General features: G+C 44.1%; 27 protein-coding genes. 4 read left to right on the forward strand and 23 right to left on the reverse strand.

The window, feature by feature from the left end; all coding sequences use genetic code 11:
* Positions 1–40 precede the first annotated feature (40 nt).
* The 4 genes from QFZ77_RS25565 to QFZ77_RS25580 form a co-directional block, all read right to left on the reverse strand.
* On the reverse strand, positions 41–1,747 hold the full coding sequence (locus QFZ77_RS25565; protein ID WP_307443617.1) for a type 2 periplasmic-binding domain-containing protein: 1,707 nt from the start codon (positions 1,745–1,747) through the stop codon (positions 41–43).
* 62 nt (positions 1,748–1,809) lie between these two features.
* Positions 1,810–2,709: a carbohydrate ABC transporter permease gene (locus QFZ77_RS25570; protein WP_307443619.1), complete on the reverse strand. Its 900-nt coding sequence runs from the start codon at positions 2,707–2,709 to the stop codon at positions 1,810–1,812.
* A 6-nt stretch (positions 2,710–2,715) separates the two neighbouring features.
* Complete coding sequence (locus QFZ77_RS25575; RefSeq protein WP_307443621.1) at positions 2,716–3,609, reverse strand: ABC transporter permease; 894 nt, start codon at positions 3,607–3,609, stop codon at positions 2,716–2,718.
* Between the two features lie 264 nt (positions 3,610–3,873).
* A complete protein-coding gene (locus QFZ77_RS25580; protein WP_057304615.1) occupies positions 3,874–4,737 on the reverse strand; it encodes an AraC family transcriptional regulator in 864 nt (287 codons plus the stop codon).
* A gap of 147 nt (positions 4,738–4,884) precedes the next feature.
* Here QFZ77_RS25580 and QFZ77_RS25585 point away from each other — a divergent pair, with 147 nt between their 5' ends.
* Positions 4,885–6,900, forward strand: a complete 2,016-nt coding sequence (locus QFZ77_RS25585; protein WP_307443624.1) for a beta-galactosidase — start codon at positions 4,885–4,887, stop codon at positions 6,898–6,900.
* Between the two features lie 73 nt (positions 6,901–6,973).
* Here QFZ77_RS25585 and QFZ77_RS25590 read toward each other — a convergent pair whose 3' ends face one another.
* From QFZ77_RS25590 to QFZ77_RS25600, 3 genes are all read right to left on the reverse strand, one after another.
* Positions 6,974–7,129: a hypothetical protein gene (locus tag QFZ77_RS25590; protein WP_373462658.1), complete on the reverse strand. Its 156-nt coding sequence runs from the start codon at positions 7,127–7,129 to the stop codon at positions 6,974–6,976.
* 138 nt (positions 7,130–7,267) lie between these two features.
* Positions 7,268–7,711, reverse strand: coding sequence for a hypothetical protein (locus tag QFZ77_RS25595; RefSeq protein ID WP_307443626.1), 444 nt, complete (start codon positions 7,709–7,711; stop codon positions 7,268–7,270).
* Positions 7,712–7,832: 121 nt separating this feature from the next.
* Positions 7,833–8,465, reverse strand: coding sequence for a hypothetical protein (locus QFZ77_RS25600; RefSeq protein ID WP_307443628.1), 633 nt, complete (start codon positions 8,463–8,465; stop codon positions 7,833–7,835).
* Between the two features lie 568 nt (positions 8,466–9,033).
* On the opposite strand from QFZ77_RS25600, the gene QFZ77_RS25605 reads away from it, so the two are divergent.
* The gene (locus QFZ77_RS25605) at positions 9,034–9,492 is read left to right on the forward strand and encodes a hypothetical protein (protein ID WP_307443630.1); all 459 of its coding nucleotides are present in this window, start codon (positions 9,034–9,036) and stop codon (positions 9,490–9,492) included.
* 185 nt (positions 9,493–9,677) lie between these two features.
* On the opposite strand, the gene QFZ77_RS25610 is transcribed toward QFZ77_RS25605, so the two are convergent.
* The 10 genes from QFZ77_RS25610 to QFZ77_RS25655 form a co-directional block, all read right to left on the reverse strand.
* Positions 9,678–10,226 carry a DUF3231 family protein gene (locus QFZ77_RS25610; protein ID WP_307443632.1) on the reverse strand — a complete coding sequence of 183 codons (549 nt, stop codon included), beginning with the start codon at positions 10,224–10,226 and terminating at the stop codon, positions 9,678–9,680.
* Between the two features lie 545 nt (positions 10,227–10,771).
* Positions 10,772–11,674, reverse strand: coding sequence for an ROK family protein (locus QFZ77_RS25615; RefSeq protein ID WP_307443634.1), 903 nt, complete (start codon positions 11,672–11,674; stop codon positions 10,772–10,774).
* A gap of 89 nt (positions 11,675–11,763) precedes the next feature.
* Entirely contained in the window at positions 11,764–13,272 is a 1,509-nt protein-coding gene (locus tag QFZ77_RS25620; RefSeq protein ID WP_307443635.1) for a glycoside hydrolase family 32 protein, read from the reverse strand.
* Between the two features lie 91 nt (positions 13,273–13,363).
* Entirely contained in the window at positions 13,364–14,968 is a 1,605-nt protein-coding gene (locus QFZ77_RS25625; RefSeq protein WP_307443637.1) for an ABC transporter substrate-binding protein, read from the reverse strand.
* A gap of 126 nt (positions 14,969–15,094) precedes the next feature.
* The gene (locus QFZ77_RS25630) at positions 15,095–15,991 is read right to left on the reverse strand and encodes a carbohydrate ABC transporter permease (protein ID WP_307443640.1); all 897 of its coding nucleotides are present in this window, start codon (positions 15,989–15,991) and stop codon (positions 15,095–15,097) included.
* 9 nt (positions 15,992–16,000) lie between these two features.
* Entirely contained in the window at positions 16,001–16,894 is an 894-nt protein-coding gene (locus QFZ77_RS25635; RefSeq protein ID WP_307443642.1) for an ABC transporter permease, read from the reverse strand.
* 113 nt (positions 16,895–17,007) lie between these two features.
* Complete coding sequence (locus QFZ77_RS25640) at positions 17,008–17,976, reverse strand: LacI family DNA-binding transcriptional regulator (protein ID WP_307443643.1); 969 nt, start codon at positions 17,974–17,976, stop codon at positions 17,008–17,010.
* A gap of 393 nt (positions 17,977–18,369) precedes the next feature.
* Positions 18,370–18,606: a sigma factor gene (locus QFZ77_RS25645; protein WP_307443644.1), complete on the reverse strand. Its 237-nt coding sequence runs from the start codon at positions 18,604–18,606 to the stop codon at positions 18,370–18,372.
* 204 nt (positions 18,607–18,810) lie between these two features.
* Complete coding sequence (locus QFZ77_RS25650) at positions 18,811–19,110, reverse strand: MazG nucleotide pyrophosphohydrolase domain-containing protein (RefSeq protein ID WP_307443645.1); 300 nt, start codon at positions 19,108–19,110, stop codon at positions 18,811–18,813.
* A gap of 133 nt (positions 19,111–19,243) precedes the next feature.
* On the reverse strand, positions 19,244–19,816 hold the full coding sequence (locus tag QFZ77_RS25655; RefSeq protein WP_307443646.1) for a GNAT family N-acetyltransferase: 573 nt from the start codon (positions 19,814–19,816) through the stop codon (positions 19,244–19,246).
* A 224-nt stretch (positions 19,817–20,040) separates the two neighbouring features.
* Between QFZ77_RS25655 and QFZ77_RS25660 the strand changes: the two genes are divergently transcribed.
* Positions 20,041–20,316, forward strand: a complete 276-nt coding sequence (locus tag QFZ77_RS25660) for a hypothetical protein (protein ID WP_307443648.1) — start codon at positions 20,041–20,043, stop codon at positions 20,314–20,316.
* 497 nt (positions 20,317–20,813) lie between these two features.
* On the opposite strand, the gene QFZ77_RS37990 is transcribed toward QFZ77_RS25660, so the two are convergent.
* The 3 genes from QFZ77_RS37990 to QFZ77_RS25670 form a co-directional block, all read right to left on the reverse strand.
* Complete coding sequence (locus QFZ77_RS37990) at positions 20,814–21,002, reverse strand: DUF3973 domain-containing protein (protein WP_373460017.1); 189 nt, start codon at positions 21,000–21,002, stop codon at positions 20,814–20,816.
* A gap of 344 nt (positions 21,003–21,346) precedes the next feature.
* Positions 21,347–21,526 (reverse strand): hypothetical protein, encoded by a 180-nt coding sequence (locus tag QFZ77_RS25665; protein WP_307443650.1) that lies wholly within the window; start codon positions 21,524–21,526, stop codon positions 21,347–21,349.
* 617 nt (positions 21,527–22,143) lie between these two features.
* A complete protein-coding gene (locus QFZ77_RS25670) occupies positions 22,144–23,007 on the reverse strand; it encodes an alpha/beta fold hydrolase (RefSeq protein ID WP_307443652.1) in 864 nt (287 codons plus the stop codon).
* Between the two features lie 281 nt (positions 23,008–23,288).
* On the opposite strand from QFZ77_RS25670, the gene QFZ77_RS25675 reads away from it, so the two are divergent.
* Positions 23,289–23,462, forward strand: a complete 174-nt coding sequence (locus QFZ77_RS25675) for a hypothetical protein (protein ID WP_307443654.1) — start codon at positions 23,289–23,291, stop codon at positions 23,460–23,462.
* Between the two features lie 157 nt (positions 23,463–23,619).
* Here the strand turns inward: QFZ77_RS25675 and QFZ77_RS25680 are convergent, their stop codons facing one another.
* From QFZ77_RS25680 to QFZ77_RS25690, 3 genes are all read right to left on the reverse strand, one after another.
* Positions 23,620–24,378, reverse strand: a complete 759-nt coding sequence (locus QFZ77_RS25680) for an SDR family oxidoreductase (protein ID WP_307443657.1) — start codon at positions 24,376–24,378, stop codon at positions 23,620–23,622.
* 349 nt (positions 24,379–24,727) lie between these two features.
* Complete coding sequence (locus QFZ77_RS25685; RefSeq protein WP_307443659.1) at positions 24,728–25,297, reverse strand: TetR/AcrR family transcriptional regulator; 570 nt, start codon at positions 25,295–25,297, stop codon at positions 24,728–24,730.
* Positions 25,275–25,574 carry a hypothetical protein gene (locus tag QFZ77_RS25690; protein ID WP_307443661.1) on the reverse strand — a complete coding sequence of 100 codons (300 nt, stop codon included), beginning with the start codon at positions 25,572–25,574 and terminating at the stop codon, positions 25,275–25,277. Before QFZ77_RS25690 ends, QFZ77_RS25685 begins: the two co-directional genes overlap by 23 nt.
* Between the last annotated feature and the right edge of the window lie 65 nt (positions 25,575–25,639).

The following is a 25,639-nucleotide window of genomic DNA, read 5'->3' on the forward strand; positions in this document are numbered from 1 at the left end:
GGGAGCCGCCCCCCTTGGAAGAGGGCTGCTCCTTCAACTCTTAAAATTCTCCGTTGACTTTAATTTCCTCCTGATAGGATTCGTTCCATTCCTTCTTCAGCTCGCTCCAGTGCCCACGCTTCTCCAGCGCATTCCGGAAGGCTTCCCAAGCGGACTCAAACTGGGCATCATCCTTGGCCAACAGGAATTTGGACCGGTATTCCTTGCGGATGTTCTCCATCTCCGGCCAATACTTCTCCCATACGCCACCCTGCTTTGTCTGTACCAGATCGTAGGAGTGGGCAACCCGTACACCACCCATTTTGCCAACCGCTTCCGTGAACTTGGAGGTTTTGGTCCCTCCGACCTTGTCCACATCGGCGGTATTCCACCACGGATACCACTTGTTATTGAAAGACGAAGTCATATATAGCTCCGGTGTAACTTTGGACTTCTGGGCCGGATCGCCCGAATTCCGGCTCTTCTTGTATTCTTCGTTGGTAAATCTCCATTTACCCAACGGCTTGTCGGCCCAATCCCAATACAATCCTGCGGGACCTTCATTGACGACCTGCTGCATCTCCGGCTTCGGTTGGAGCGTGTAGTCAAAGAACTTCAGAATTGCTTCCAAATTCTTCGAATTCTTACTTATATAGACTTCAAAACCCGGATTCGGATTTACGACTTGGTTCACACCGACCTTCTTCACGCCGTTCACCTTGGGGAACGGAATCACTTCATAGTACCAACCGGGTTCCGTAGGACCGTCCAACGTTTCCCAAAGGGAGCTGGGAATATTCCAAAAGCTCCCTGTGTTGAGCGCAACCCGCCCGGATTTGTTTTTCTCTTGGTATTGCTCTTTTTTGTTGGTCACGACTTCTGGATCAATCAGCTTGTCCTGGTACATCTTGTTCATCCACTTATATGCGGCTTTGTAGTTCGGATCATCGTAGGCGAATGCGAACTCATTTCCTTTCTTCTCCACACCTTTACCGGAAGTGGATACCCCGAATGCGGTCAGAATCGCATTTTCGTCGCTCCAACCTAAATTATCGTTGATGTCCAGTAAGAAGGAAAGGGGAAGAATCGATTTGCCCGATGCATCCTTTTGCTCCGCGGCTTTCTTCAGGAAGGCTTCGACGCCTTCTAGGGTGGCCAAGTCCTTGGTTGTCATGCCCGCCTTCTCCAAGATGTCGGAACGGACGGTCCAGGTCATGGAGGCCCAACCCGGCCAGGGATCGCTCGGATTCTGATCGAACCAGGTGGGAATGGACCAGATATGGCCATCCTTATCCTTCATGCGTTCCAGGTATTGCTTCGGAATGGAAGCCAACCCGGGATACTTATCAGGCATATTGAAATACTGTTCCACTGGGATGATTTGTTTGGAACGGTTCATAGCGCTCTTGACCGTATCGTTCCTGCTGAAGATGGCCGCATCATCGAAGCCGCCCGTATTGATCTTCAGATTCAAAGCAGTGATTGCATCGCCTTGGGTTGCTTCCAGTTTAACATCGATTCCGGGTTCTTTCTCCCGCCAATACTTCTGGACCAAGCTGTCGTTATTGATGGTTGCCGACCAGCCCAACCATAAACTGAATGACTTGGAACCGCCGGCGGCCAGACTTCCGGTTGCCGAATGACTCCCTGTGGTGGCCGGACTAGCAGTGTTTGACGCCCTATCCCCGTCCGAGCACCCTGTGACTACGGCCAGTACGGCCGCTGCCGTCAACGCCGCCCAACGCATTCTTGATCTTGTGAAACCCATTGCAAAACTCCCCCTATTCATTCCTTAATTTCGGAATATTGGATGATGCCTTTTACCCTTAATCAGCCTTTCAAAGAGCCCACAAGAACCCCTTTGACGAAGTACTTCTGAAGAAACGGATACACACACAAAATCGGTATAGCGCTGACCATCACGACAGTCATCTTAATCGACATGAGTGTGATATTCTTCAACTGTGAGCTCCTTGCCAATGCTTCCTGATTGTTGTTCGAGCCCAACACGGAGGACAGATCCTGCGCCGCCAGCAGCTGCTGCAGGAAGGTTTGGACCGGGATTAGCCTCTGGTCGGTGACGAAGAAGGCGCCGGCGAACCAGTCATTCCAATGCCCAACTGCCGTAAACAACCCGAGCGCCGCCAGCATCGGCTTGGACAGGGGGATGATGATCTGAAACAGGATCCGTACAGGACCTGCCCCGTCCAGCTCCGCCGATTCCACAAGCGCTTCTGGTATGCCTTGGATGAATTTCAGCATGACGAACATATTCCAAACTGAGAACAAGCCCGGGAGGATATAGACCCAAAACGTATTCAGGAGGCCCAGGTTGTTCAATTGGATGTAGAATGGGACCAAGCCGCCTTGAAACAGCATAGTGATTAGAATATAGCTTAAGATCACGCCTCTCAGCGGAAGACTCCGGTAGGACAGGCCGAAGGCTACCAGGAGGGTGATGAACAACCCGGCAACCGTCCCCACAACCGTTCTTGCAACCGTAATGAGATACGACTGCCGGATCACTTCGTTGCCCAGCACAATCTCATAGTTAATGAGCGTGAAGCTTCTCGGCCACAGATACACACCGCCCTTGGCGGCATCCGCTCCTTCATTGAGTGAAATCGCCAGCATATACAGGAACGGGTACAATACGGTTACGCACAGCATAGTCAGCAAAGCCACGATTAGCAGCTGTACCGATCTTTCAACTCCAGTCTGTTTCATCATGTAAACTCACCACAATCCCTCGCCGTTAATTTGTCTCGATATCTTGTTTGTCGACACGACCAGCAAGAGACTGATCAGCGACGAGAGCAAGCCTATGGCGGTCGCCATTCCGAAGTAGCCTTGCTGCAACCCGCTTCGGAGAATGTAGGTATCAAGCACATCCGAAACCTGCTGGTTGGCCGAATTCATAAGCGGGTAAATTTGGTCCATCCCGACGGTGATCAAGCTCGGAATACTCAGGATCAGTACGATGGAAATCGTCGGCAGTATACCCGGGAAGGTAATATGCCGGATCTGGGCCAGCTTCCCGGCCCCCTCCACCTTGGCCGCCTCATACTGCTGCGGGTCGATGGTCGTGATGGCCGCCAGATAGAGAATTGTGTTCCACCCCGTTTCCTTCCACAGCCCGCTCGCTACCACAATGGGGCGGAACCATTCAGTGGACCCTAAGAAGAATATGGGCTCACCGCCTACTTTACCGACGAACTGGTTCACCAGTCCGCTGTCCAGCGCCAAAAAAGATTGCAGGATGTAAGCGACTACAATCCAGGAAAAAAAGTGGGGCAGGTAGCTGACCGACTGCACGAAGCGCTTAAATACCGAGTGGGTTACCTCGTTAATCATCAGCGCCAGAAGGATGGGGGCCGGAAAACCAAAGATGAACTTAAGCACCGAAATATATAACGTATTCCGGACGACGATCAAAAATTGCGGGTCCTGGATAAAAGAAAAGTTGTCCAACCCGACCCACGGGCTGTTCCAGATCGAGGTGCCGATCTGAAAGTCTCGGAACGCAACCTGTATCCCCGCCATAGGAATGTAGCTGAAGAGAAACAACAGTACGACGCCCGGTAAAATCATGAGATATTGCCAACGGTGTTTGTAGATCTTTGCGTACATGATGACTACCCCCTTGATATCTCTATCATAAAGGGTTATGGAGAACACGACTATATAACGGTGGTTGGATATCTATCACTCTAATTAGTTTGTTTGATTAACAACCACAATCCGAATCAAAAATTAGAAAAGGTCTATAGGATCGAGAACCTTTCTGACTGTCGACAAACCATCGACAGTCTTTCTTTTCGCTGCAAGGATTCAACCATTCATTCTCGTTTATTAGAACTTTGCACCACAACCGTGGCAAGAACATCTTTAAAATCATATTTCTTTTTTGTAACCAATTGATTGATTCACACCTCTTAAAACCCGGAATTGCTCCGGTGTATGTCCCTCTGCAAGACGAAACCTTCGAATAAAATAAGAGCATTGTGAAAAGCCCAAACGCTCAGCAATATGCTTAACGCTCCAATTGGTAGATGACAATAACTCCTTCGCCTTTAACAACCGGCTTTCCAATAAAAATTCGCTCGGCGTTTTCCCCATGATCTGATGAAATTGTCGACTAAAATAGTATGAACTGTATCCTGAAAATGCCGCCATATGTTCCAGTGTTAATTGATTCGTGCATTCTGCTTTGATCCAATCAGCTGTCTTCAGCATCGTTTGCCTCAATCCGATGGCCGGGGTACCATTTAAATCTTCCCCATTTTGCAGCAACTCCATGAGAATTTCATAAAGCAAGGCAGAGATCTGCGTCTCCTTTTCTTGAATGAACGATTCACCGTTAACTAACAATTGATCTAGTAAACCCGGCAATCGCGTGACCCCTACCCAAGCAAAGACCCATACCTTTCCGCCCATCTTCCAATCAAAAAGTCCGGGTAAGCCCTCGCCAAAGAAATGTACCCACCGAATATCCCATGGCTCTCCCTCATCCGAATAGTACTCTTGAGGCATTCCTTCTCCATATAGAAAACCTGTTCCTGCGTGAAGCCTAACTTTCTGGTTTCCTTGCACTACATATCCTGTACCGCTCATGACCACATGCAAATTGTAATAAGGCACCTGCTCGGCCGTTCTTTTCTCTCGGTGATTCGTCTCCTCCTTGTAATGCCCGAACGACTCCGGATAACACATATACCGGCTGAACCGGGGCTGCGGCAAATAGTGGTTTACTCTCATATCAACAACTCCTGAATATCGCAATATAATACTATTCATCGCAAAATTATGTGATTTACCACCACGTTGATTATGAATAAAATATGAATTAAGCACTATTATATCAACAAAATAGTCCTATATGTAGTCTGAAAGGATGTGCCATATATGTGGTTTGGCGTAGATTATTATCCAGAACACTGGCCTGAGGATCGTTGGCCTCTGGATGCAAAAATGATGCGTGAGGCGGGAATGAACACCGTCCGGCTGGCTGAGTTCGCTTGGGCGCTGATGGAGCCTGAAGATGGCTTTTACGATTTCACTTGGCTTGATCGCGCTATTGAGGTACTAACGAAGGAAGGCATACAAATTATTCTCGGGACACCTACGGCTGCCGCACCTAAATGGCTGATGGATAAATATCCGGACATGTATCCGGTAGATGTCTATGGGCTTACGAAAGGCTTTGGAACAAGAAGACATTATTGCCCTAATAACAAAATTTACAGACAATATTCAGTGCTTATCGCAAGACGGATGGCCGAGCATTACAAGGATCACGCACATGTGGTTGCCTGGCAAATAGATAATGAATTTGGCGGAGCATGCTATTGCAAGAGCTGTCTGCAGGCCTTCCGAGTATGGCTGGCGCACAAATATGGTACGATTGATAAGCTGAATACAGAGTGGGGCACGGTATTCTGGAGCCACACTTACAGACATTGGGACGAAATCATCCTTCCTACCTATTCGTCCAGCGATGGCTTCAGCCAAAATGCCGGCGCCCGTCAGTTATTGTCTACACCTTATAATCATAATCCTGGCCTGCTGCTTGATTACCAACGTTTCTTCTCGGATGCAACGGTAGCATACCAGCGTCTGCAGATTGAAGAGATTCGAGCTTGCACCGACCTGCCAATTACACATAACCTGATGGGTCACTTCAGCGAGTTAGACTATTTTGACCTTGCCCGCGATCTAGATGTTGTCTGCTGGGATAACTATCCGAACAATATGTGGGGCAAATCCTCCTATAGTCAAGTATCGATGGCCCATGATTTAATGCGGGGTCTCAAGAACAAGAACTTCTGGATGATGGAACAGCAAAGTGGTCCCTGCGGCTGGCATATGCTGGGCGATACGCCTGAACCCGGACAGCTTCGATTGTGGACTTACCAAGCGGTAGCGCACGGAGCTGAGGCCATGATTTACTTCCGTTGGCGTTCCTGCACGGTGGGCATCGAGCAGTATTGGCACGGCATTTTGGACCATGACGGTATCGGCCGCAGAAGGTACAGAGAAATCAAAGCCATCGGCGCCGAAATCTCAGCCCTCAGCGATCTTATCGTCGGTTCTGAAAATATAAGCTCCGTGGCTCTGATTAAATCCTTTGATAATTGTTGGAGCCATCGCGGACAGCCGCATAATGCAAATTTTAATTACAATGCTTTGCTTGACGCTTATTATACGGCGGTCGTCAAACAGCACGTAAATCTCGATGTTACTGGAGTTGAGAGCGACTTTTCCAAATACAAGCTCGTGATGATGCCTGCGTTCAATCTCGTAACAGAAGAAATCGCAGCGAAATGCGAAGCTTATGTCGAAAATGGCGGCGCTCTTATTCTTACCTTCCGCTCAGGCACCCGCACATGGAACAATCAGATGACCACATTGACGGTTCCCGGTTTATTCAAGCAGCTGGCTGGCGTTGAGTTAGAAGAGTTCGACTCCGTTAACTTCGGCAGAACGGTTCGTATTCAGGGAGCCTTCGGGCAAGGGACTGCCTCTATATGGTGCGACGTTTTGAAAACCGTTGGTGCCAAAACGATTGCCTCTTATGGTAACCATTATTATGCGGGTGAAGCCGCAGTAACTGTCAACACATACGGAAAAGGACGAGTTTACTATGTTGGCTGTGACCTGGATCAATTAGCATTAGGCTCCTTAATGGAACTAATCGTGAAAGAAGAAGGAGTTCCAACAGCATTGACTACTCCCATCGATGGTATCGAAGCTATCGAAAAAGTGAAGAACGGTCAAGCTTACCTTATGCTGCTTAATCACAACAATGAGCATGTGGAATGTCCGCTTAAAGGCTGCTACCAAGATGCAATGAGCGGTGTCAAATTACAAGAACGAATCAAAATAGCCCCCTACGGCGTTCAACTCTTGTTAAAGTGTTAATCGGTTATTCGCCTGAAAAGGGGCATCAACCAAGCAGGTTCTCCTGCCGATTGATGCCCTTTTGACATGGATACTATTCTTTTACAGAACCAAGAGTAATCCCTTGAACAAAGAATCTTTGGATAAACGGATACAAAATAAGAATGGGCACCATCGAAATGACAATTTTCGCGGAGTTGAAGGTTCGGTTCGAGACCGCCATCGCTTCTGCCAACTGTTCCGGGCTCATTCCCGGCATTGAACTTCCCGTTAACTGGGATTTCAATTATGTAACATTTACTTAACGGTGATCTTGAACTAACGTTCTTCGTTAGTTCAATGATCAAAAGCTTCATATTTCTAGAGCGCTTCTTTTTTGTATTATATTTTAGGCTTTTGCTTTTATTAATACTTCTTTATTTGATAATATAGATTGCTCAATGCCTAGTTTGCCGATAAGTTCTTTTATACCATAAATCCACATACTATCTTCTTCTAGGTCTGCTTGATCTAATACTATGTCAATAAATGGTATTAGTTCATCGGTATCAAATTGCTTTAAGACTTCTATCGATTCATTTGCTCCTGGCCAATTTAGATCTTTTAGCAAAAATAGTAGCCATTGAATAGCTATAATAGCCCTATCTTTACCCAAGCTACTTATGATTTTCATTGAATTGCCCCACGTGTCCTTATCAGTGTCTTGGATAAGGCGTGAAATATATTTATCTTCAATTTTATTAGAAAAATAATTCACTGCTTCTTCCTGAGTGTTTTCTGGCATACTCCATTTGAGATGTCCTAAATAATACTGGAATTCATGTTCCTCCATCCTGCACCTCCGCGAAAAATTCAAAGAACAGCTATCGGACCATGCCGTTATCCTCGTCATGATGATTGTTGCTATCGTTCTCCTATAGCTTAGCAAATTGAGTCTATATAACTCTTCAAAATTAACTACACTGAAAAATAGTTTTTAACGGCTTAGATTCACATCTTTTACAAACAAAAAAGTATATTTTCCCCATATCCCCAAAAGAAAGCCCCAGAGGCGATTGAACCATAACACGTTCTTCGTAAGGAATACCCCAAAAGTTAACAATCTCATTAGGGCACCATCGCTCATATGTACCACCATCAAACTCTGCTTCCGAAATGGTGAGAAGATGCTCCATTTCATTATTACAATTACACTTCGGTGTTTCATCGGATTGAATCCAATTTACATATCCACCGACTTTAGTTCCATCTGCCACACTTAATTGATATTCGTAAATTGCCTCTTCCTCTTCATTCTCTTCACCTTTTCCCGATTGCCATTCCATTAGAGATCTGCCTAGAGGTTCGTTAATAGAGAGTAACTTCTCCAGCGAGGGATACTCAATTACAGTCTCAGGATTTAGTGAAATAACATTATTACAACTATTCAATCCTTCAGAATTACTCCATATTGCTTTAAAATGCGGGTTATCTATTTCTCCGTGATTTTTTGGGCACGTGAAAATACATAGTAAATCGTATTTAATTGGGAAATCAACTTCAGGGTAATCCGACTTTGAAATTTGAAGGAGTGGAATATACTGCACCTGGTGTTCCTCACAGACTGCCTTGCTTATAACTGGTACATTATTTTTGATTACATTTTTTCTAACAGGTGTAGTCGTATTGTTTTTTTTCGATATTGAGCTAATTCCGGGAACATATTTTCTATATCGTATTTTGGTTGTCGTGTTGTTCTCAATTTATCGCCCCTTCAGTTTTAAAATTATTATGTCAATATAACCATTCAATTTTTAACACTTATTTCCTTCTAGAATTAGAACCATTACAATAAATGGTTCGATTGAATTAAACTGCTGTCCATTACTTTAAAAACCAAAGAGGACCTGCCGCGAAGCAAGCCCATCAACTCTCGTTACCCGTTAGCGTAATGACCGCACTTTTGTCTTAGGTACTCTTCTACGTACTGGATCAATACAAAGATTTATCCATCATAAAAAATTTGTTTAATACAAGACAAAACGTGGTTGCAATTACATTTAGGTGCATCCCTTATATTACCAGAATGTTTAATGTGACAAAACTTAAAATAGAACGTCTAATAGAGTGACAAATAGACAAAATTTGCATAAAGGATTCTGAGGGGAATTAGTGATGTTTAAGAGGAAATCCATTTTATTGCTGGCAGGTTTAATATTGGTCGCTATTTCAGCATTCCTTTATTTAAATACAGATGAAAGAAAAAATAGTCGGCTGTGGGACAAAATTCGAAGTGGAATAGATGAAAAACAGGTTGAAGAAGTAAGCATCAACCATCTCCATTCCCAAAAAATCGTTCTTAACAAAACGGAACAAATGGAGTTGCTTCGGTTGGTAAAACAAGCTGAATTTCAGAGCAGTAATCGAATTGGTCACGGTTCTACACCCGATGGGAACATTTCAATCAATTTTAAAGATAAACAGATTTCTTTCAGTTACCTGATTGGAGGCAAAGGGGTCAGTTCAAGATTTGAGACTAGCCCTAAAGACATGGACCCTGATGCACAATTCCATGTTGAAGGTGAAAGTTTAGCTAAGTTCCTAGAAACGAAATTAACCCAAAATATGCCATAATTTCGAATTAGGGACAGGTTCTTGTTAGCGTAAAAAAGGCATTCGATCCACAAGTGATCGACTGGCTTCTCTTCGATGTTAAACTATCGTTATTCGTTAGTTCAACAAGTTAAATCTGTTTACAAGGTCTAATTGGAGCAAAACAAACTAGTAAGATCGGTAAGCATTAACTCTTAGTGGCTTACTTATTCTTTTGGAATTCCTACTGGCGTAAAGTAGGGAGGAACAACTAACCATCCCTTTTCAATCATCATGGATTTAAGTGTAGTACCGTATTTTAGAACTGTTGTCATGAACCCTAAGAACAAAGCCCCAACATCCCCTCTAACTGTCTGTGCCATTGACGTTCCAATGAAGGCAATGTATCCTGCTGTCTTTACAGCAATAAAGTTGGCAATTTCCTTATCAGTAAAGCGAACCCCTAATGGCACGGAATCCTGATCTGATTTAGGCTTTTCCGATGAAATATCTGGTAAAGGGATTCCTTCATTTATCAAGAACTCTTTTAGAGTTGAAATAGCGCTTTCCGTTTCATCTTTTGCGCTTGTAATTGCGTCAATTAGCTTAGCATCTGTGGTCGTGTTCAAAAACACCCCATAAAACGCAATTGCCTCACCAAGGGCGGTGTAGAATGTCCATAAAGACATAACCTCTCCAACATGCAATGGTTGTTTCGGTTCATCATCTAATTCGGGTTTGAAATAACTTGCTATTGTTTCAATAATATTAGTCATGCTTATAGCCTCCAGATTATTCGAGTGGGAAAAAAGTCAGATGCAATCTCTGACTTCTAGAGTCCACTTTGGCGATAATTCATGTGGGACCAACATTTTAAAAATCGCCTTATCCTTAATTTTGGTTAGTGTATGAAAATCTATCTTTGGATAATTTGATTTTGCAATCGCCGAAGGGATTGAAAACCCAAAGAAAAGAACTAAAATCAGTATCAGTTTTGTTTTCATTATATTCACCCATACTTAGTTTTCCTTTAAAGCCAATTACTATGCAATCCTGTCCGTTAGCTAAGAAGGCCGCCGATCGTTTGATGTCGGCAGCCTTCTCTTGATGTTTTTGAGCTAAAGTTCTTCGCTAGCTAAAGGTCTGGCAATAAGTCAATATGTGCTTCAACCCGAATCTGTGTGTCTACTTAAAAGGGATATTACCAGGGCAAGGGTTTTCTGGTTTTTCTGAAATTACCACTCATGGCGTCGATCATTTCCCGTTTCTAGCGTTTGATTAGACAAACGAGTTAGTTCTTTAGCCGTCCTACGATCTTTTGTTAATTATGGGTCAGAGGCCATGTACAGTTTTCCATGGCAGCAGCAAGACCAAGAGCCAAGGCACCGCATAACCCAGCATTATCCCCTAAGCTAGGCGGTACGATGTAAGCGTCGATATTCGTAAGAATCGTCTCCGAGCTCACATACCCGTTCAGGTTACGCTGCACCTCCTCTCTAATCATGCTAAACAATTGCTGTTGGTGCATAACCCCACCTCCGAGAATAACTTTTTTGGGAGAGAGCATGAGAATAACTCCCGTAATTGCTTGACCGATATAGAATGCTTCCATTTGCCAAGAAGGATGATCGATGGGTAGATCGATGGCCTTCCTATTCCATCTTGCCTCAATAGCAGGACCAGCGGCCATGCCTTCCAGACAATCTCCATGATAAGGGCAAAGACCCTCGAATGCATCATCCTTGTGCCGTCGAATTAAAAGATGTCCTCCCTCTGGGTGAACTAGCCCATGAACGATTTTACCTTCGGAGTAAACGCCTACACCGATACCTGTCCCGATGGTGTAATATACGCAGCTATCTAATCCTTGGGCTGCCCCCCACATCACTTCCCCGTAAGCAGCAGCATTCACGTCCGTATCCCATCCGAACGGAACATCGAACGCTTTTTTAAGTGTCGGAAGGAACCGATACCCCGACCATCCCGGTTTAGGTGTTGTGGTCACATGCCCAAACTGTTCGCTCTTAAGATCTAGGTTAATAGGGCCGAAGGTTCCAATTCCGATAGCCTCCACGCCTTTATTCTGAAAATAGGCAATTACTTTCTCCATGGTTGGTTCTGGTTGCTCTGTTGGGAATTGGATACGATCTTCGATGATTCCGTATTCATTCCCGATTCCACAAACGATCTTGGTTCCGCCTGCTTCAATAGCGCCTATACGCATGATAATTCTCTCCTTCAATCCTTGTAAGTTAGTTAAAAAAACTCCCGATCGTCGATTGAACAGACCGGGAGTGGAATGAAGACGACGTGCTAATTCCTATTCATAGCTGGCGATCGGTTTGTCGTATACATGGACTCCAGTGTATAAAGCGACATGGATATTAATTTAGCTTCACCAGCAATAGCGTACAATTCCAACCCTGTGCTTGAAGGGTCAGGGAAAATCTGATCCGTAAGAACGAGTTTTCCATGATTCGCAAATACTTCTACAGAAGATTGATCAACGAAAATGTGAAGCTTTATTTTCTCATTATTTAGCATTAGGGATGCACTGTGCTTACATGCGAATTGGTTATGAAAACTTGAATCACCTGAGTTGGAGCGGTCAATGAATATTGCATTGTTTACAGCATCGTACCCGATAACGGTTTCTTCGCGATCAGATGTCCTAATCTTAATCCCAAACTCCGCTGCGCTGCCGCGCTCAATCTCGAGCTCGATTTCATACCTATCTGCTTGCAGATCTGCCAACAGATTGTGCGCAGGCTGAATTGTAACATCCTTTATGTCATGCAGCTCATTTCGTAGTGTTCTCATTGCATCAATTGGTGTTTGAATCAAGCACAAGCCTTCTGGTTCTTCCCTAAGGGTTAACACGCGCGGGATTGTCATTGCACTGCGCCATCCATCCGTCGGTGTTATATTGGCATATTTCCAATTGCTCATCCAACCGATAAACAACTTTGCCTTGCCCAGACCAGTCGAATCGGACCATGTTACACCTGCATAATTATCTCTCCCATGATCAAGCCATAGGATAGTCTCCGGAGAATGATTGCTTATAAAGGTAGTTCCATCAAAATCCCCAATAAAGTATTGGGTTCTTGAGCCCTCCGGCATGTCGGCATGGTCTCCGATACTGACGATCAACACCCATTTGGTCCAATTAGATTCACCCTCGATGGGCAGTTCAATTAGGTCGGGGCACTCCCAGACGCCGTCATGTGAGCCTTCCTTAGCCCCGAATTCACTGGCAAAGGACCATTCCTTCAGATTCTCTGAGGTATAAAAGCGGATCCGATCGCCTGCTGCAATCGACATCACCCATCGACTGCTGTTTCCGTGCCAAAATACCTTAGGATCCCGGAAATCCACGATGTGCTCATCAGACAACACGGGATTCCCCTCGTACATCGTCCAGGTTCTACCTTTATCCGTACTATATGCCAAGCTTTGTCTTTGTCTCGGACGATCCGAGTCCGGATACGTGCCTGAGTGTGTAAATATGGCCACCAGACCAGGTATTCCGGAGAAAAAGCCGGTGGTATCGTTCCAATCTACTACTGCGCTTCCCGAGAAAATATAGCCGTGCTGATCGGGAAACAAAGCTATCGGCAAATGCTCCCAATTTACCAGGTCCGTACTCACCGCATGACCCCAGTGCATCGGTCCCCAGGTCGTCCCATCCGGATGAAATTGATAAAACAAATGATATTCTCCCTCGAAGAAAACAAGGCCATTCGGATCATTCATCCATTGCGCAGCCGGTGTAAAATGAAATTGCGGTCGGTATCTCTCTTTATAATCTGTCGTAGACATTCTCTCACACTCCCTAAAATTTTCCGATGAAACGTTTCCAAATAAGTGCGTTCAATCCTATAAGATTGAATCGTTTCCGCACGTCCAATGATTACTTGTTGAACTTATCCATGCCATCTTGCCAAATTTTCATCAGCTTAGGTAGTCCCATCCCGTCCAGTTGCTTCACATAATCGTTCCACTCTTGCTCGATGCCGCCCTCCATCAACCACTTGGCTTTTTTCTGAGCAACCACTTGTTTGATCTCCGTATTGATTCGATTCATCGTGCTACTTTCCTCAGGACCGAAGAAGATCCAAGGATATGACTCTTTCACCTGATAAGGTTTATAATAAGTCTTTAGATCGTTTAACCGTTGTTTGGCCCGCGGCTCCATGTCTACAACAGTTCCAAAATGCTCCTTCAACACGACAAACGGACCACCCGGTGCCACCTTCTGACGCAATTCACCCATAGCTACGCCTTCCGGAAGTTTCTTATTGACAAGCATCCCTTTGGCATCTGTTTCGTACACGTCCCCGATCGGTCCCCAATTCACCTGCGCTGACATTTTCGGCTCATACATTTGGTCTACCCATCTCATTGTAATCTCTTGGTTTTTGTTTGCTTTGGTCATAACGAACGCATCTCGGCCATATTCCGAATAGTTGGATCGACCCACCAAGATATCCCCGTTTACGCCTTTGAGCGGCGGCAGAACCACGTAGTCTTTGGCTCTATCCGTACCGACAACCTCTTCAATTTCCCACCAGATAAAGGAACCAACCGTTACATCTTTCGTTTTCCCCTTGGCAAAAAGCTTCGTAGGGTCGAGAGTCGTAACTTCAGGATCGATCAATCCGTCCTTATACCATTTATGCAAATAGGTTAAAGCCGCTTTATATTCTGGCTGTACAGCGGAATATATCACCTTACCGTCCTTCACAATCCTGTGGTCATTTTCAAAAGGTGTATCCGGCAGCCCGAACCATGCGAACAGGTCGCCTTCATTCCCGCACCAGCCCTGCCACCACCACGTCAGTGGGATTTCATCCTTCTTCCCGTTTCCGTTCGGGTCTTTATCGCGGAAAGCAATCAGTGTATTCTTGTATTCCTCGACCGTCGTTGGCATTGGAAGCCCAAGCTTATCCAGCCACGTTTTGTTAATCACCATGATGTTAGGCATATTGATAAGATCCATTTCCTCTGCGCGAGGAAGCGAATAAATATGTCCGTCCGGAGCTGTGACCATTTTCTTAAGTTCTGGCCTTTGTTCGAACAAAGCTTTCAAATTGGGTGCATATTTATCGATCAGGGTCTCAAGAGGAAGCAACGTCCCCTCAGCCCCATATTTAACGAGATCGTTGTCAGAAAACCCCGAAGCATAGAAGGCGTCTGGTAAATCTCCGCTTGCCAGCATCAAATTTTTCTTTTCCTGATAGCCATCGCCGGGAATATTGTTCCATTCAATGTGAACGTTCGTTGCCTTCTCCATGTTTTTAAAAATCGTCATATCATTATAATCCGGCGCAATGGGAGACTTAGGTGATGCGAGGCGAAGTGTTACTTTCTCGTTAACAATCGGCAATCCCGTCTCATTGAGTTGCGCCTTACTTGTTGTACTTTCTCCTGCTCCATTACCGCTGTTACTTTCACACGCTGCTAGGACCGAAGCTAACATCGTAGTTGCACATAGTACAGATAGCGTTTTTTTCATGGATATTCCCCCCAATTAAATAGTGTGTTTATTAACTTTTGAAGAATGAAGTACGATCAGCATCTTACCCCTTTGCTACATTCCGGTAATCCCCCCTTTAATAAAATCTAGTTTGTACAGGGATGTCTAACCTTTGACGCTGCCAATCATGACACCCTGCACAAAATATCTTTGTAGAAATGGATAAACGATAAGTAAAGGAAAAGAGGCCACGATGATGACACCATATTTGATCAACTCTGCGATACGCTGCTGTGCGGCAAGCCCTTCGATACCACCGCCAAGCATTTGCGCGGATATTTGGCTTTGAATCAATATGTTTCGTAAGATGAGTTGCAGCGGGTAAGCCGCTTCTCGATTTAAATAAATGAGGGCATCAAAATAGGAATTCCAATGACTCACCCCATAATACAGGCCAATAACGGCAATAATAGGTTTGGATAAAGGCAAGGCAAAATTAAAGAAAAATCTAAAGTCCGAGCACCCGTCCATCTTGGCCGCCTCGAGCAGTTCATCGGGCAATGTCGTTTGAAAGAACGTCCGAGTTACAATCAAGTTAAATAAAGCAACGGCTTTAGGCAGGATCAGAGCCCACATCGAATTCAACATCCCTAAGTCTTTTACAAGCAAATACGTAGGAATTAAACCGCCTGAGAAAAACATCGTAAAAATAAAAAACAGCATGACTACGTTACGTCCGTATAAGTCTTTCCGCGATAACGCATAAGCCCCCATAACCGTAAGCAAAACATTAACAAGCGTACCTACCAAGGTATATTTTACGGTATTCAAATAACCTATCCAGATTCGGCTATCCTGAAAGATCCGGTTGTAGCCTTCAAAGGTAATATCTTTGGGAAATAACCACATTTCGCCCGAATTAACCGCATCTGGATTACTGAAAGACGCAATAACGACGAAATAAAGTGGATAAAGCACGGTAAGCCCAACGACGGTTAAGAAGATCAAATTCAAAATATCAAATAGTCGATCATCTTTTTTACGAATAGTTGAAGTAGTCATCGTTTCCTCCTACGCCCATAATCCTGAGCCGGATAATCGTTTGGCAAAGCTGTTCACAAGCACTAAAAGGATCAAATTGACCACAGAGTTAAAAAGTCCCACCGCAGCAGAGAAGCTATAGTCGGCTTGTTGAAGCCCTACTTTATATACATAAGTCGAAATAATTTCTGCCGAGGGTTGGTTCAAAGGAGTTTGCATCAAAAAGGCTTTCTCGAATCCAACATTCATGATGCTGCCGCAAGCCAAAATTAATAAAATCACGGCGGTCGGCAGGATGGCCGGGATATCCACGTTCCATATGCGCTGACGCTTACTCGCACCATCCATGATCGCCGCTTCATGAGTTTCCGGATTGACACCGCTTAACGCCGCCAAATAAATAATGCACGCGAAGCCCGTTTCTTGCCAAACCCCGGACAAGATGTAGAGGGGCTTAAACCATGCTGGATCGGACATGAAATTGATGCGTTCTCCGCCCATGGAAGTGGACAGACTGTTGACAGCACCTTTCTGTGATAAGAAGACAAACAGCATCCCGACCAGAACGACCACGGATATGAAATGAGGGGCATAGAGAACGGTCTGGATGAATTTCTTGTACCTTTTAAACACGAGTTGATTTAACAGAAGCGCTAAAATTATCGGGAGCGGAAAGCCTACAATTAGCGAAACGAGGCTTAATCCCAGCGTATTTCGGATTATCGTCCAAAAATGGTAGGATTCAAAAAAACGTTGGAAGTGCTCCAGCCCAACCCAAGGGCTTCCTAAAATCCCTTTTGTTGCAGAAAAATCTTTGAATGCGATCAGCACGCCATACATGGGAACATAATGAAATAGGACATAATAGGCCACAACGGGCAGCAGCAGTAAGTAAAGCTGATAGTTCAAGGCCATTTTTCTCATGGGTATCTTACTCCTTTTTGTCAATATTGAAACGTTTCCAATTTATTCAATAAAAAATGCGTTAAAAATTGTGAAACGTTTCCAATTTGAGTTAAAAAAATAACTTCTTGTGACTAGGTTGTTTCCCCTTCTCTATAAGTTACCGGAAGCTTGTAGATTTGCCTATCGAAAATTCTTCCCTCAACCTTCTGAAGAAGCAGCTTCACCGCTGTTCGCGCCATTTCTTCCACAGGTTGCCGAATTGTCGAGAGAATAGGGTGAAAATAGGGATGATCCTGAATCCCATCGTAACCAATGACCTTGACATCATCAGGAACGCGAATTTCGTAGCCTTTTGCAAATTCAATGTATTTGGCAGCAAGCATATCTGTAATGGCGAAGATCCCATCAACATCTTTGTGTTTTCTAAAAAAGCCTTCAAAAAAGGATTTATCGTCTGCTATCGGCTCGGGTTCCTCATAAACCGTGTATTCGATGCCTTGCCTTTTCGCTTCATCAATAAACCCTTCTCTTCTCAGCATGGTCTCGCTGTAAACAGCGGATACGCCTCCTAAAAAGGCAGGTTTCTTAGAACCGGCTTTGATGAGTTCTCGCAATGCAATCTGTCCACCGCTGAAATTATCGGAAGTCACGCACGTTATCATCTTTGTGAAATGCCGATCGATGCTAATCATTGGAATATCTGTGCTGACACTGTTTTCTATATTGTTGTAAGTGATCCCGATTATGCCCGCCACCTTATTTTGCCTGAGCATATCCAGATAATAATACTCCTTCTCGGGTTTGCCTCCACTATTGCACAGCATCAGCTTAAATCCTTCCCGATCCAGCTCATCTTCAATATATGACGCCAATTCAGAGAAAAAAGGATGAAAAATACTCGGAAGTAACAGCGCAACCATTTTAGATTTTTGCATTTTGAAATTTCTAGCCACTTCATTCGGTATATAGTTCAATTCAAGAATCGCTTGTTTCACTTTTCGCTTTGTTTCGGGTTTAACGGAGCCTATATTGTTAATCACTCTCGAAACCGTGCCAACTCCGACTCCCGCCAACACCGCGACATCCTTTATGCTAGGCAAGTTGCGTTCCCCCTGATTTATTGTTAGCGCTATCATATCACCATTTTGGAAACGTTTCAACTAGAAAATTCATGCCTGACGAAATTGGAACATAACTAAATTACTTTAAAGATATTAAACATTACTAAAAGGTCAAAAAGGCCCCCGGATCATACCGGAAGCAAACTACAATGACGTCATAGCGATTTCGTCTACTCTGCTTTCATTGACGTAATGCTTTATAAACAACTCTTTATCATTTTAGTTCAAGTGCGCCAGCAACTGTTCCATTTCGAAGCTTATTTCGTCATAGATACGATTCGCTGCATCCGTCAGGTCATTAATGTCTTTATCCTCAAACTGATACTGTTCTAAAACTCTGTAATATTTCCGTTGATAATCGATGGATTTATATTATGATATTGCCACCACCCAGTTTTTAAAGGAATTTTTTTCCTCATAATATTTGTCAATGTTGTTCCAAATGGAGAACAGTATATCATCCATACATTCATCACAGGCATCAGGTTGTTGAACATGCTTTCGGATGATGCTTTTTATGAGACCGCCATATATGTCAATCAGTAGACAAAGTGCTTTTTCGTTTCGCTTTCGTAATTCAAAGACCAAATCCATTTCTGCTATCTTCATCCCAGACCTCCTATTCAAACCGGTAACACTTACTATTTCGTTTAATCAATCCATTTTCTATCAATGTTTCATGAAATACAACAAAAAAGTTTCCTTCAAGAAGGAAACTTTTTTGAGTTTTTAACTATCCTGCCCGTTACTTCAACAAATGATAAAGGAGTTTCCGCGTAGCAAGCTCCTCAACAATCGTGTCTGTTAGTTCAATTATTTCCCCCACTTAACCTTATTTAATTCCTCTTTCTGCTTAAAAGAATCTTCAAGATTTATTTGAAAAATGTTTGCTATGCAGGCGGTGTAATAAAGAACATCGCTTAGCTCCTCTTCGATTGTTCCTTTAATTTCACCATCGCCTTGTCTTTTGTTTTTTCTCATAACTTCAGCTAATTCTCCGACTTCCTCGATAAGTTTATAAAAATAAGCCATTGCCGCATCAGGATTATAATCTTTATTTTTAAGATACTCCTGTAATTCATTCAATGTAATGTTTGTCCCCAACGTGTTCAATTAAATCACTCCAAAGTAATTTTAATTTATTATACATTTTCTTATCCAGCTTAACGCCCATCAGCGTAACGAGGCTGCCAATTGATTGATTCCACGGCAGCCACGTGTCTTCGCTATTCAGCTCTCGTTTCCGTTAGTTGATCTTTGAGAGATGCTCAACATATTCATCCTTGGTTAGCCCAAACAAAATGGAATCAAAATATCGTCCATTAGTATAGAATACCTGGCGACGAACCCCCTCTTGAACGCATCCGACCTTTCTCATCATTGCAGTGGATGCTTCGTTTCCTTCAAGTACGTAATCATTGAACTTATTTAGTCTACGTTCAAAGAAAGCGTACTTTAAAAGTATGTTTACTGCCCTTGTGCCGTAACCCTTGCCGCGGTGGTCTCTGTCAATTTGAATACCGATGCTAAACGTTCCGTTTTTTTCGTCGATGCTGTTTAGGTTGATCCCGCCGACATTTTCACCGTTCAAGTTTTCGATAGTAAACATAAGACGATTCGATGAGAAGTCAGAAAATGATTCTGCAAATGATTTTGCCTCTGTAACTGTAGGAGGCAATTCAACCGCACACTCTAAAAGGCGCCGTGCAGGAGTATCAAAACGGTTGATATAGTGATTCTCCCAATCTTCTGGTTGTATTGCACGCAATCTTATTGCTTCATCCTGCCAGAAATAATTGCTGTAATCTATATCTCGCATATGTGCCTCCAATAATTTTATGTGTTCAGACAATTTTAACCCTCAAATCAAACACGTAGGTAGTATTTTTTCGTTATAAGTATTCTGCCCTCTTGAATCTCCTTTTTTTGCTCAAAAAGAGCCTATTTCTAGGCTCCGTTCATGCAAGAATTACATTTAATTACTGACTTCAAAACTACATAATGGTATAATTTTCCTATTAATTATAGGGAGATGATGATATTATGCCAGATGACATCCAGCTCTATATTCCAGTCAAAAAAGAATCTGTTGAAAAATCCTTTAATACACTCGACGACTTAACAGAAGACGACACCAATGAAGAACTTGTTCCCTTTACTCAAGAAATCGTTGAAAAAATCGCAGCCAAGTTTACCAACTTTGAATTAAACAATCTTCAAGTATCTGTGAGTGCAAAAATAGGATCAGGCAACGCATTAAAATGGGTTGTGAGTCTAGAAGGCACTGGTGGACTTGTTCTTAACTTTAAGAAATTGTAGAGTTACCTACCTTCGGGTAGTTTTTTTGTATTACTTACCAGTGTGAATCCAATAGGGCCTATCCATCCTTTCGAGAATACATTGCGTCATCCCCATCAATAGGTCAAAGGACTCCACAATGGATCTACAAGAGTAGTAAATCTTACTCTTGAACTAATTACAAGAAAATCGATAATGAGGGTTTGCTAAGATTGGCAAAATCTTAAAGGTTTAGTCCATTTTCATCCAAAAGTTTTCCAAAGAGCAAGCCCTTCACCTTTCAGGCATGGAAGCAAAACCGGTTTGCATTCCCCTTTTGTGAAGCAAAAGTGGTTGCAAACAAAATAAAGCCCTGAGTACCAAGGGCTTTATTGTAACCTATTTATGTTCACCGTACAGTACGGTGAAGTGTTTTATATATTGTTACACACAAGCCATGTGCTCTCTTAAAATAGTTTGAAGTTCTAGTTATTTTCTTCAAACGTCTGTGGATCAGCTGACTATTAACTTATTTATTATCAAATAGCAATATTGGTATCTATTTCTATTTTAGCTTCTTCAACAACTATGATGGCTGTTTGCTTTGATGAACAGCAGTATCCTAATGGAATTTTCTTACCTCCGAAGAACATAAAACCAGTTTTGAAAACTTCCCCATTACAGTCCGACAATTTATGAGTTTCTTCACAGGATATACAATAGTACAAAAGGAATCACCCTAATCTATTGTTTATATTACTATTATTATATCAGAATAATCAGACTATTACATTAATTTAATGTTAAGTTTTCTTACATTGGTTAGTTATTCGATTCCAAAATAATGATACAAAAAATATAAGGTAACATCTTTTGTTATAATTGCGTTTAGTTTGGTTCGTGAACGTACACCTATGCTTCAAGTTCCTCGATCCGCTTCCTTGGCGCAAAGGTATCCTCAATTTTACATATTCATTGATAAATTGCATAAATTCTTCACCCCGAATTTACTTTTCTTGTTATTATTACCACTCAAAGAAAATGTGAAATAAGTGCAGTTTAACAAGGTACCTCATCTTATTACTTTGTGTTTGTTCTCTTCTATATACGACATTGGAACTTCCATTAAGTCACCTTCATCTTCCTCATTGCCTGTAGATAAGACCTCAAAAACAATTGATTTATCTTTGATTTCAACTACTTTTACTCTAATGCTTTCGAATGTTAATGATTCTCCTACTTTGAAATCCATCTTTTTTTACTTTCTCCTTCTGATACATGAACTACTTCAAGTTTTGTCCTATTTTCGAGAATATAAAACCACTTTATTGAACTATGCTGCCCGTTAGCTCAATCGTTGCCCCTTTCCAGCTTACGTTTTAAATTCATCTAATTTAACCTGTTGTTGATAAAGGTTTTCAGTTGCGCATAACAATACAAGTTCTTGTCATCATTCGGCAAACGATATATGTTCTTGTCATTGGCTTTTGACAAGAACATATATCGTTAAAACAAAAAAAGCCGCAACTACGCGACTTTTAAGCTTATATGTTCTTGTCACCCGACCTGCGTTAAAGGACAAGAACATATATCGTTAACCAATCGGTCGCCTCTTTTACGCTTTTTCTAAGAAAATTAAAAACGTTGCCATCAATCATCCTGGCAACGTTTATTTCTAAAACCTTAGTCTTGATACATAATGATCAACGTAATTCATTAGCGCGATCTCGCGCGCCTCAGCGGTCAACTGCATGCCCTTGTTAGGCGGCGTTTATGACTGGGACTTGATCACCGGACACTCTTGACCGCAAGATACTCCGAATGGAGTCCATTTAAACTTAAAAGCACGGCTTCTGAGCCACACCTCAACTACGACAACACAATGCGCGCGACTTCCGTCGGGTTCTCGACCGACGAGAAATGACCGGTGTTCTGAAGCGTAACCATGCGTGAACTCTTCAGCAGGTCCTTAGTGCGATTTCGTTCGGGGACTCGTGACCAGTCCCTGTCGCCGTAGACGAGCGTTACAGCCGCTTTCACCCCCGGATAGCACTCACGCGCCTTGCTCCAAGAGCGCCATGAGGCCAGCACCTTTCGTTCAGCGTAGTGAAAGTTGGGATTTCGGCCCGCTCTATAGAAGGTGGCGATTAGATCGGCGGGCATCTTACGTGGGTCCGCATAGCCGCCAGCCATGATTTTGCCGATGATCCATGAGTTCGCGAGAGAGGCACCGATCGCTCCGACTACAGGGAATTGCAGGCTGCCAATAATCAGGTTCGCAAACCAGTTGCCGCGCCGCATGCCATCGCCGTATCGCGTCTCGTAATCGTAGGTATTGAACGCGTATACGGCCTTGATACGGTCAGGGATAACAGATGCCACCGTTAGGGCTAACACAGCACCAATGGATTCGCCAACCAAGGTTACCTCACGCAGGTCCAGGGCCATCAGGAAGTCGATGACGCCCTTGCGAAGGTATGGCTCATCATACTGGGCTGCTGTGTCGACCGAAGAAAAGCCATGGCCTGGAAGATCCACGGCGTAGACGGTGTACTTCTTCGCAAGAAGCGGCACTAGCGCTCGGAAATACTCAAGCTGGGTGCGGATTGTGTGAAGGAGAACCAGAGGGGGGCCATCGCCCGACTCTTGATACCGGAGGCTGATCCTGTCGGAAATCCTGAGATACCTGGGATCGGCCGAGGGTGTCTCCCGGTTTTGACTTGATTCACTCATTGCAGTTTCCTCCTCGATTGTGCTTGGTAAGTGCCGTGTTTGTCAGCCAATGCGCTCTGGCCTCGAGGTTGCCCTTTGCGACCCTCCAGGAGCGCACCTTTGCGCTGTTGGAGCGTGAGCGGCTGATCGACACCGCCACCTACATGGCGACCGGCGTTGGCTGTGACGAGACAGCTTTCTTCTGGTAGCACATTGATCCGTTGGCCCGGCGCTTCAAAAGGCGCCTGCGCCCGTTACTCCGCGGAGTGAGCCTGACTGCCAGTCAGGGGCAGAGCGCGCTCATGCAGGCCGTCACCTTTCTCCAAGACCTCTTCGCCCGTGATAGGTCACTCAGCCAGGTGAATGCCCAAACGATAGTGCAGATCACCCAACATGGCACCACGCGGCGCTGGACGCTCCAGACCTCCAAAGCGCGCGATCCCATCAACCACGCGCTGTTTGAGCACCTGCTCTAAGTCGCGCTCAATGATGTGCTGGCCCTGGTCCATACGCGGTGTGGCTTCATGGACGCCTTTGCCCGAGCAAGATCAGGAACGCGTTTCCTTCGACTCGAAAAATTGACGGTGTTCACCTAGAATGCGCTCGCATCAACAGGCTGTAATTCAATCGTATTCATTCATTTTGTCCTCCTGACCCAGACATCATATCGTTGAACTGGGTCACAAAAGCTCCTTCGTTCGGGCCCGGGTTATTTCGAAGCATTTTCGCTTCTTCCACCAGAACCTCGTCTGCATCCGTACCAAGTACCTTCATCGTTGCTTCAATGAATTGCGTAAGCGGCATCGCGTGCGGATTGTTGAGATCCATCAGATCCGTTTGAACCCCCGGCGGCGCCATTTCCAGTACTTTTACCGAAGTGTCTTTAAGCATGTACCGTTGAGAAAGCGTGTAGGAATGGAGCGCTGCTTTCGTCGCCGAATATACAGCGGTCATCGCTAGCGGCACGAATCCAAGTATCGAAGTCGTGTTGATGATAACCGCTTCTTCCTTGGACTTCAAATGCTCTATTAACGCAGACGTCATTCGGATTGGCCCAAGCAAGTTTGTCGTGACAGTCGTAACCAAAACATCTTCGTCGATCACGCCCGCCGCGTCATCGAGCTGCATAATGCCGGCGTTGTTAAACAAGACATTTAAATCCGGGTATTCTTCGATTAACTGCTTGGCGACCGCCTTTATGCTGTCAGGATCCTGTACATCCAGCTCCACTGCGGACATTCCGGGATTCGCTTTAATCGTTTCCTCCAGACGCTCTTTACGCCGCCCGGAGATGATCACTTTGTTTCCAAGTTTGTGTAAAGCTTCTGCTAGACCACGTCCAATTCCCGTACCGCCGCCTGTAATAAAAATCGTGTTTCCTGTAAGCTTCATTTGTAAACCCTCCAAAAATTAATTTAGTTTACCTCATTGTTTGCGATAACGCCGCCAAAATATTTCCCATAATCGAATTGATGCGCCCAAGAGCAGGGTACCTGAATAGTCACTGAATATTTGCGATTTGATCAGACTCCCAGATCGCGTAGGGCCTAGCTTGCTTGCTCACGGCGATCAGATACATCGCGTAGGCAACTTGGCCTGCTCCAATCGGCTTCTTTATGTTTGGCCGCTGAAAGTTCGCATCATGTTAGATATTGACATGTTCCTCCTGGTTTTAAATCGGTCAAATTTCAAGAACGATCATTCTACAAAACGCGCAAATAATTAATATACAATAAAGCAATCATTTTTCTAAAAGCTTTATCGATATATCGGTAATACGGTGAAGTTTTTCTTTGGTAATCGAGGTTCTTGCCATTGCCCTTAAGCCAACCAGTACATTATGCAGATATTCCGCCATTTCCCCGGCATCATAATCAGTGGTGAATTCACCGTTCTGCTGCCCCCAAACAATTATTTCCTTGAGTAGCTGCTCTGTTTCTGTGAAACATACAGTGGACTTTGTATCAACATCGGCATCGCGCGCTGCCAATTCCACCGCCGAATTCACAATTAAACAGCCGGCCCCTTCTTCGCTAATCATGAAGTCAGAAATAAACTTAAGAGCTTCCGCTGCAGACTTGGAGCGTTTAACTCCTCCTGTAATCGAGGCGTTGACTTTGTCAACATAACGATTATAAGCTCTCAGAAACAGCGTATGTTTGTCGCCAAAAGTGTCATACAAGCTTCTGCGATGGATTCCCATATTCTCGACCAAATCGGTCATGGATGTCTTCTCGTATCCCTGTTCCCAAAAGAGCCTCATCGCTTTTTCCAATACCGCGCTCTCTTCAAACTCTTTGCTTCTGGCCATCCCATTTCCCCCCGACAACAATATAACATATTGAGAACGATCGGTAAAGAAAAGATTTTTGCATCACATAGGGATTACTGAATTGCCATTTTCGGATGACCCCCCATTGTTTGAAGCCATTTATGTATAGGGGCTCTCCAACAACTAACAGTTCCTTCAAAGCTTTTTGGTTTCCGGTATTGACGACAAAGAGTGTTTCGTTTGTAAATCCATTACCGGTTGGATCAACATGATAAACCTCAATGCCTGCAATCGCAGGCATTCGACCGGTACGCATTTAATGGTTTTCCCTGAACGCGGCAAAAGATGCATGTTCTTGTCCTCAATCGGGAAACGATGTAA

It is taken from the genome of Paenibacillus sp. V4I3 (genome assembly GCF_030817215.1).
In the GTDB taxonomy this organism is placed as follows: domain Bacteria; phylum Bacillota; class Bacilli; order Paenibacillales; family NBRC-103111; genus Paenibacillus_E.

Excerpts from the sequence above, each read along its gene's own strand:
- QFZ77_RS25610 (WP_307443632.1), bottom strand. The coding sequence starts at position 10,226 with ATGACTAATATTATTGAAACAATAGCAAGTTATTTCAAACCCGAATTA.
- QFZ77_RS25675 (WP_307443654.1), top strand. The coding sequence starts at position 23,289 with ATGCAGGCCGTCACCTTTCTCCAAGACCTCTTCGCCCGTGATAGGTCA.
- QFZ77_RS25575 (WP_307443621.1), bottom strand. The coding sequence starts at position 3,609 with ATGTACGCAAAGATCTACAAACACCGTTGGCAATATCTCATGATTTTA.
- QFZ77_RS25690 (WP_307443661.1), bottom strand. The coding sequence starts at position 25,574 with ATGCGTACCGGTCGAATGCCTGCGATTGCAGGCATTGAGGTTTATCAT.
- QFZ77_RS25570 (WP_307443619.1), bottom strand. The coding sequence starts at position 2,709 with ATGATGAAACAGACTGGAGTTGAAAGATCGGTACAGCTGCTAATCGTG.
- QFZ77_RS25685 (WP_307443659.1), bottom strand. The coding sequence starts at position 25,297 with ATGGCCAGAAGCAAAGAGTTTGAAGAGAGCGCGGTATTGGAAAAAGCG.
- QFZ77_RS25680 (WP_307443657.1), bottom strand. The coding sequence starts at position 24,378 with ATGAAGCTTACAGGAAACACGATTTTTATTACAGGCGGCGGTACGGGA.
- QFZ77_RS25645 (WP_307443644.1), bottom strand. The coding sequence starts at position 18,606 with ATGAAGATAGCAGAAATGGATTTGGTCTTTGAATTACGAAAGCGAAAC.
- QFZ77_RS25615 (WP_307443634.1), bottom strand. The coding sequence starts at position 11,674 with ATGCGTATAGGCGCTATTGAAGCAGGCGGAACCAAGATCGTTTGTGGA.
- QFZ77_RS25605 (WP_307443630.1), top strand. The coding sequence starts at position 9,034 with ATGTTTAAGAGGAAATCCATTTTATTGCTGGCAGGTTTAATATTGGTC.
- QFZ77_RS25665 (WP_307443650.1), bottom strand. The coding sequence starts at position 21,526 with ATGGATTTCAAAGTAGGAGAATCATTAACATTCGAAAGCATTAGAGTA.
- QFZ77_RS25590 (WP_373462658.1), bottom strand. The coding sequence starts at position 7,129 with ATGAGCCCGGAACAGTTGGCAGAAGCGATGGCGGTCTCGAACCGAACC.
- QFZ77_RS25565 (WP_307443617.1), bottom strand. The coding sequence starts at position 1,747 with ATGGGTTTCACAAGATCAAGAATGCGTTGGGCGGCGTTGACGGCAGCG.
- QFZ77_RS25660 (WP_307443648.1), top strand. The coding sequence starts at position 20,041 with ATGCCAGATGACATCCAGCTCTATATTCCAGTCAAAAAAGAATCTGTT.
- QFZ77_RS25655 (WP_307443646.1), bottom strand. The coding sequence starts at position 19,816 with ATGCGAGATATAGATTACAGCAATTATTTCTGGCAGGATGAAGCAATA.
- QFZ77_RS25625 (WP_307443637.1), bottom strand. The coding sequence starts at position 14,968 with ATGAAAAAAACGCTATCTGTACTATGTGCAACTACGATGTTAGCTTCG.
- QFZ77_RS25635 (WP_307443642.1), bottom strand. The coding sequence starts at position 16,894 with ATGAGAAAAATGGCCTTGAACTATCAGCTTTACTTACTGCTGCTGCCC.
- QFZ77_RS25585 (WP_307443624.1), top strand. The coding sequence starts at position 4,885 with ATGTGGTTTGGCGTAGATTATTATCCAGAACACTGGCCTGAGGATCGT.
- QFZ77_RS25580 (WP_057304615.1), bottom strand. The coding sequence starts at position 4,737 with ATGAGAGTAAACCACTATTTGCCGCAGCCCCGGTTCAGCCGGTATATG.
- QFZ77_RS25670 (WP_307443652.1), bottom strand. The coding sequence starts at position 23,007 with ATGAGTGAATCAAGTCAAAACCGGGAGACACCCTCGGCCGATCCCAGG.
- QFZ77_RS25620 (WP_307443635.1), bottom strand. The coding sequence starts at position 13,272 with ATGTCTACGACAGATTATAAAGAGAGATACCGACCGCAATTTCATTTT.
- QFZ77_RS25595 (WP_307443626.1), bottom strand. The coding sequence starts at position 7,711 with ATGGAGGAACATGAATTCCAGTATTATTTAGGACATCTCAAATGGAGT.
- QFZ77_RS25630 (WP_307443640.1), bottom strand. The coding sequence starts at position 15,991 with ATGACTACTTCAACTATTCGTAAAAAAGATGATCGACTATTTGATATT.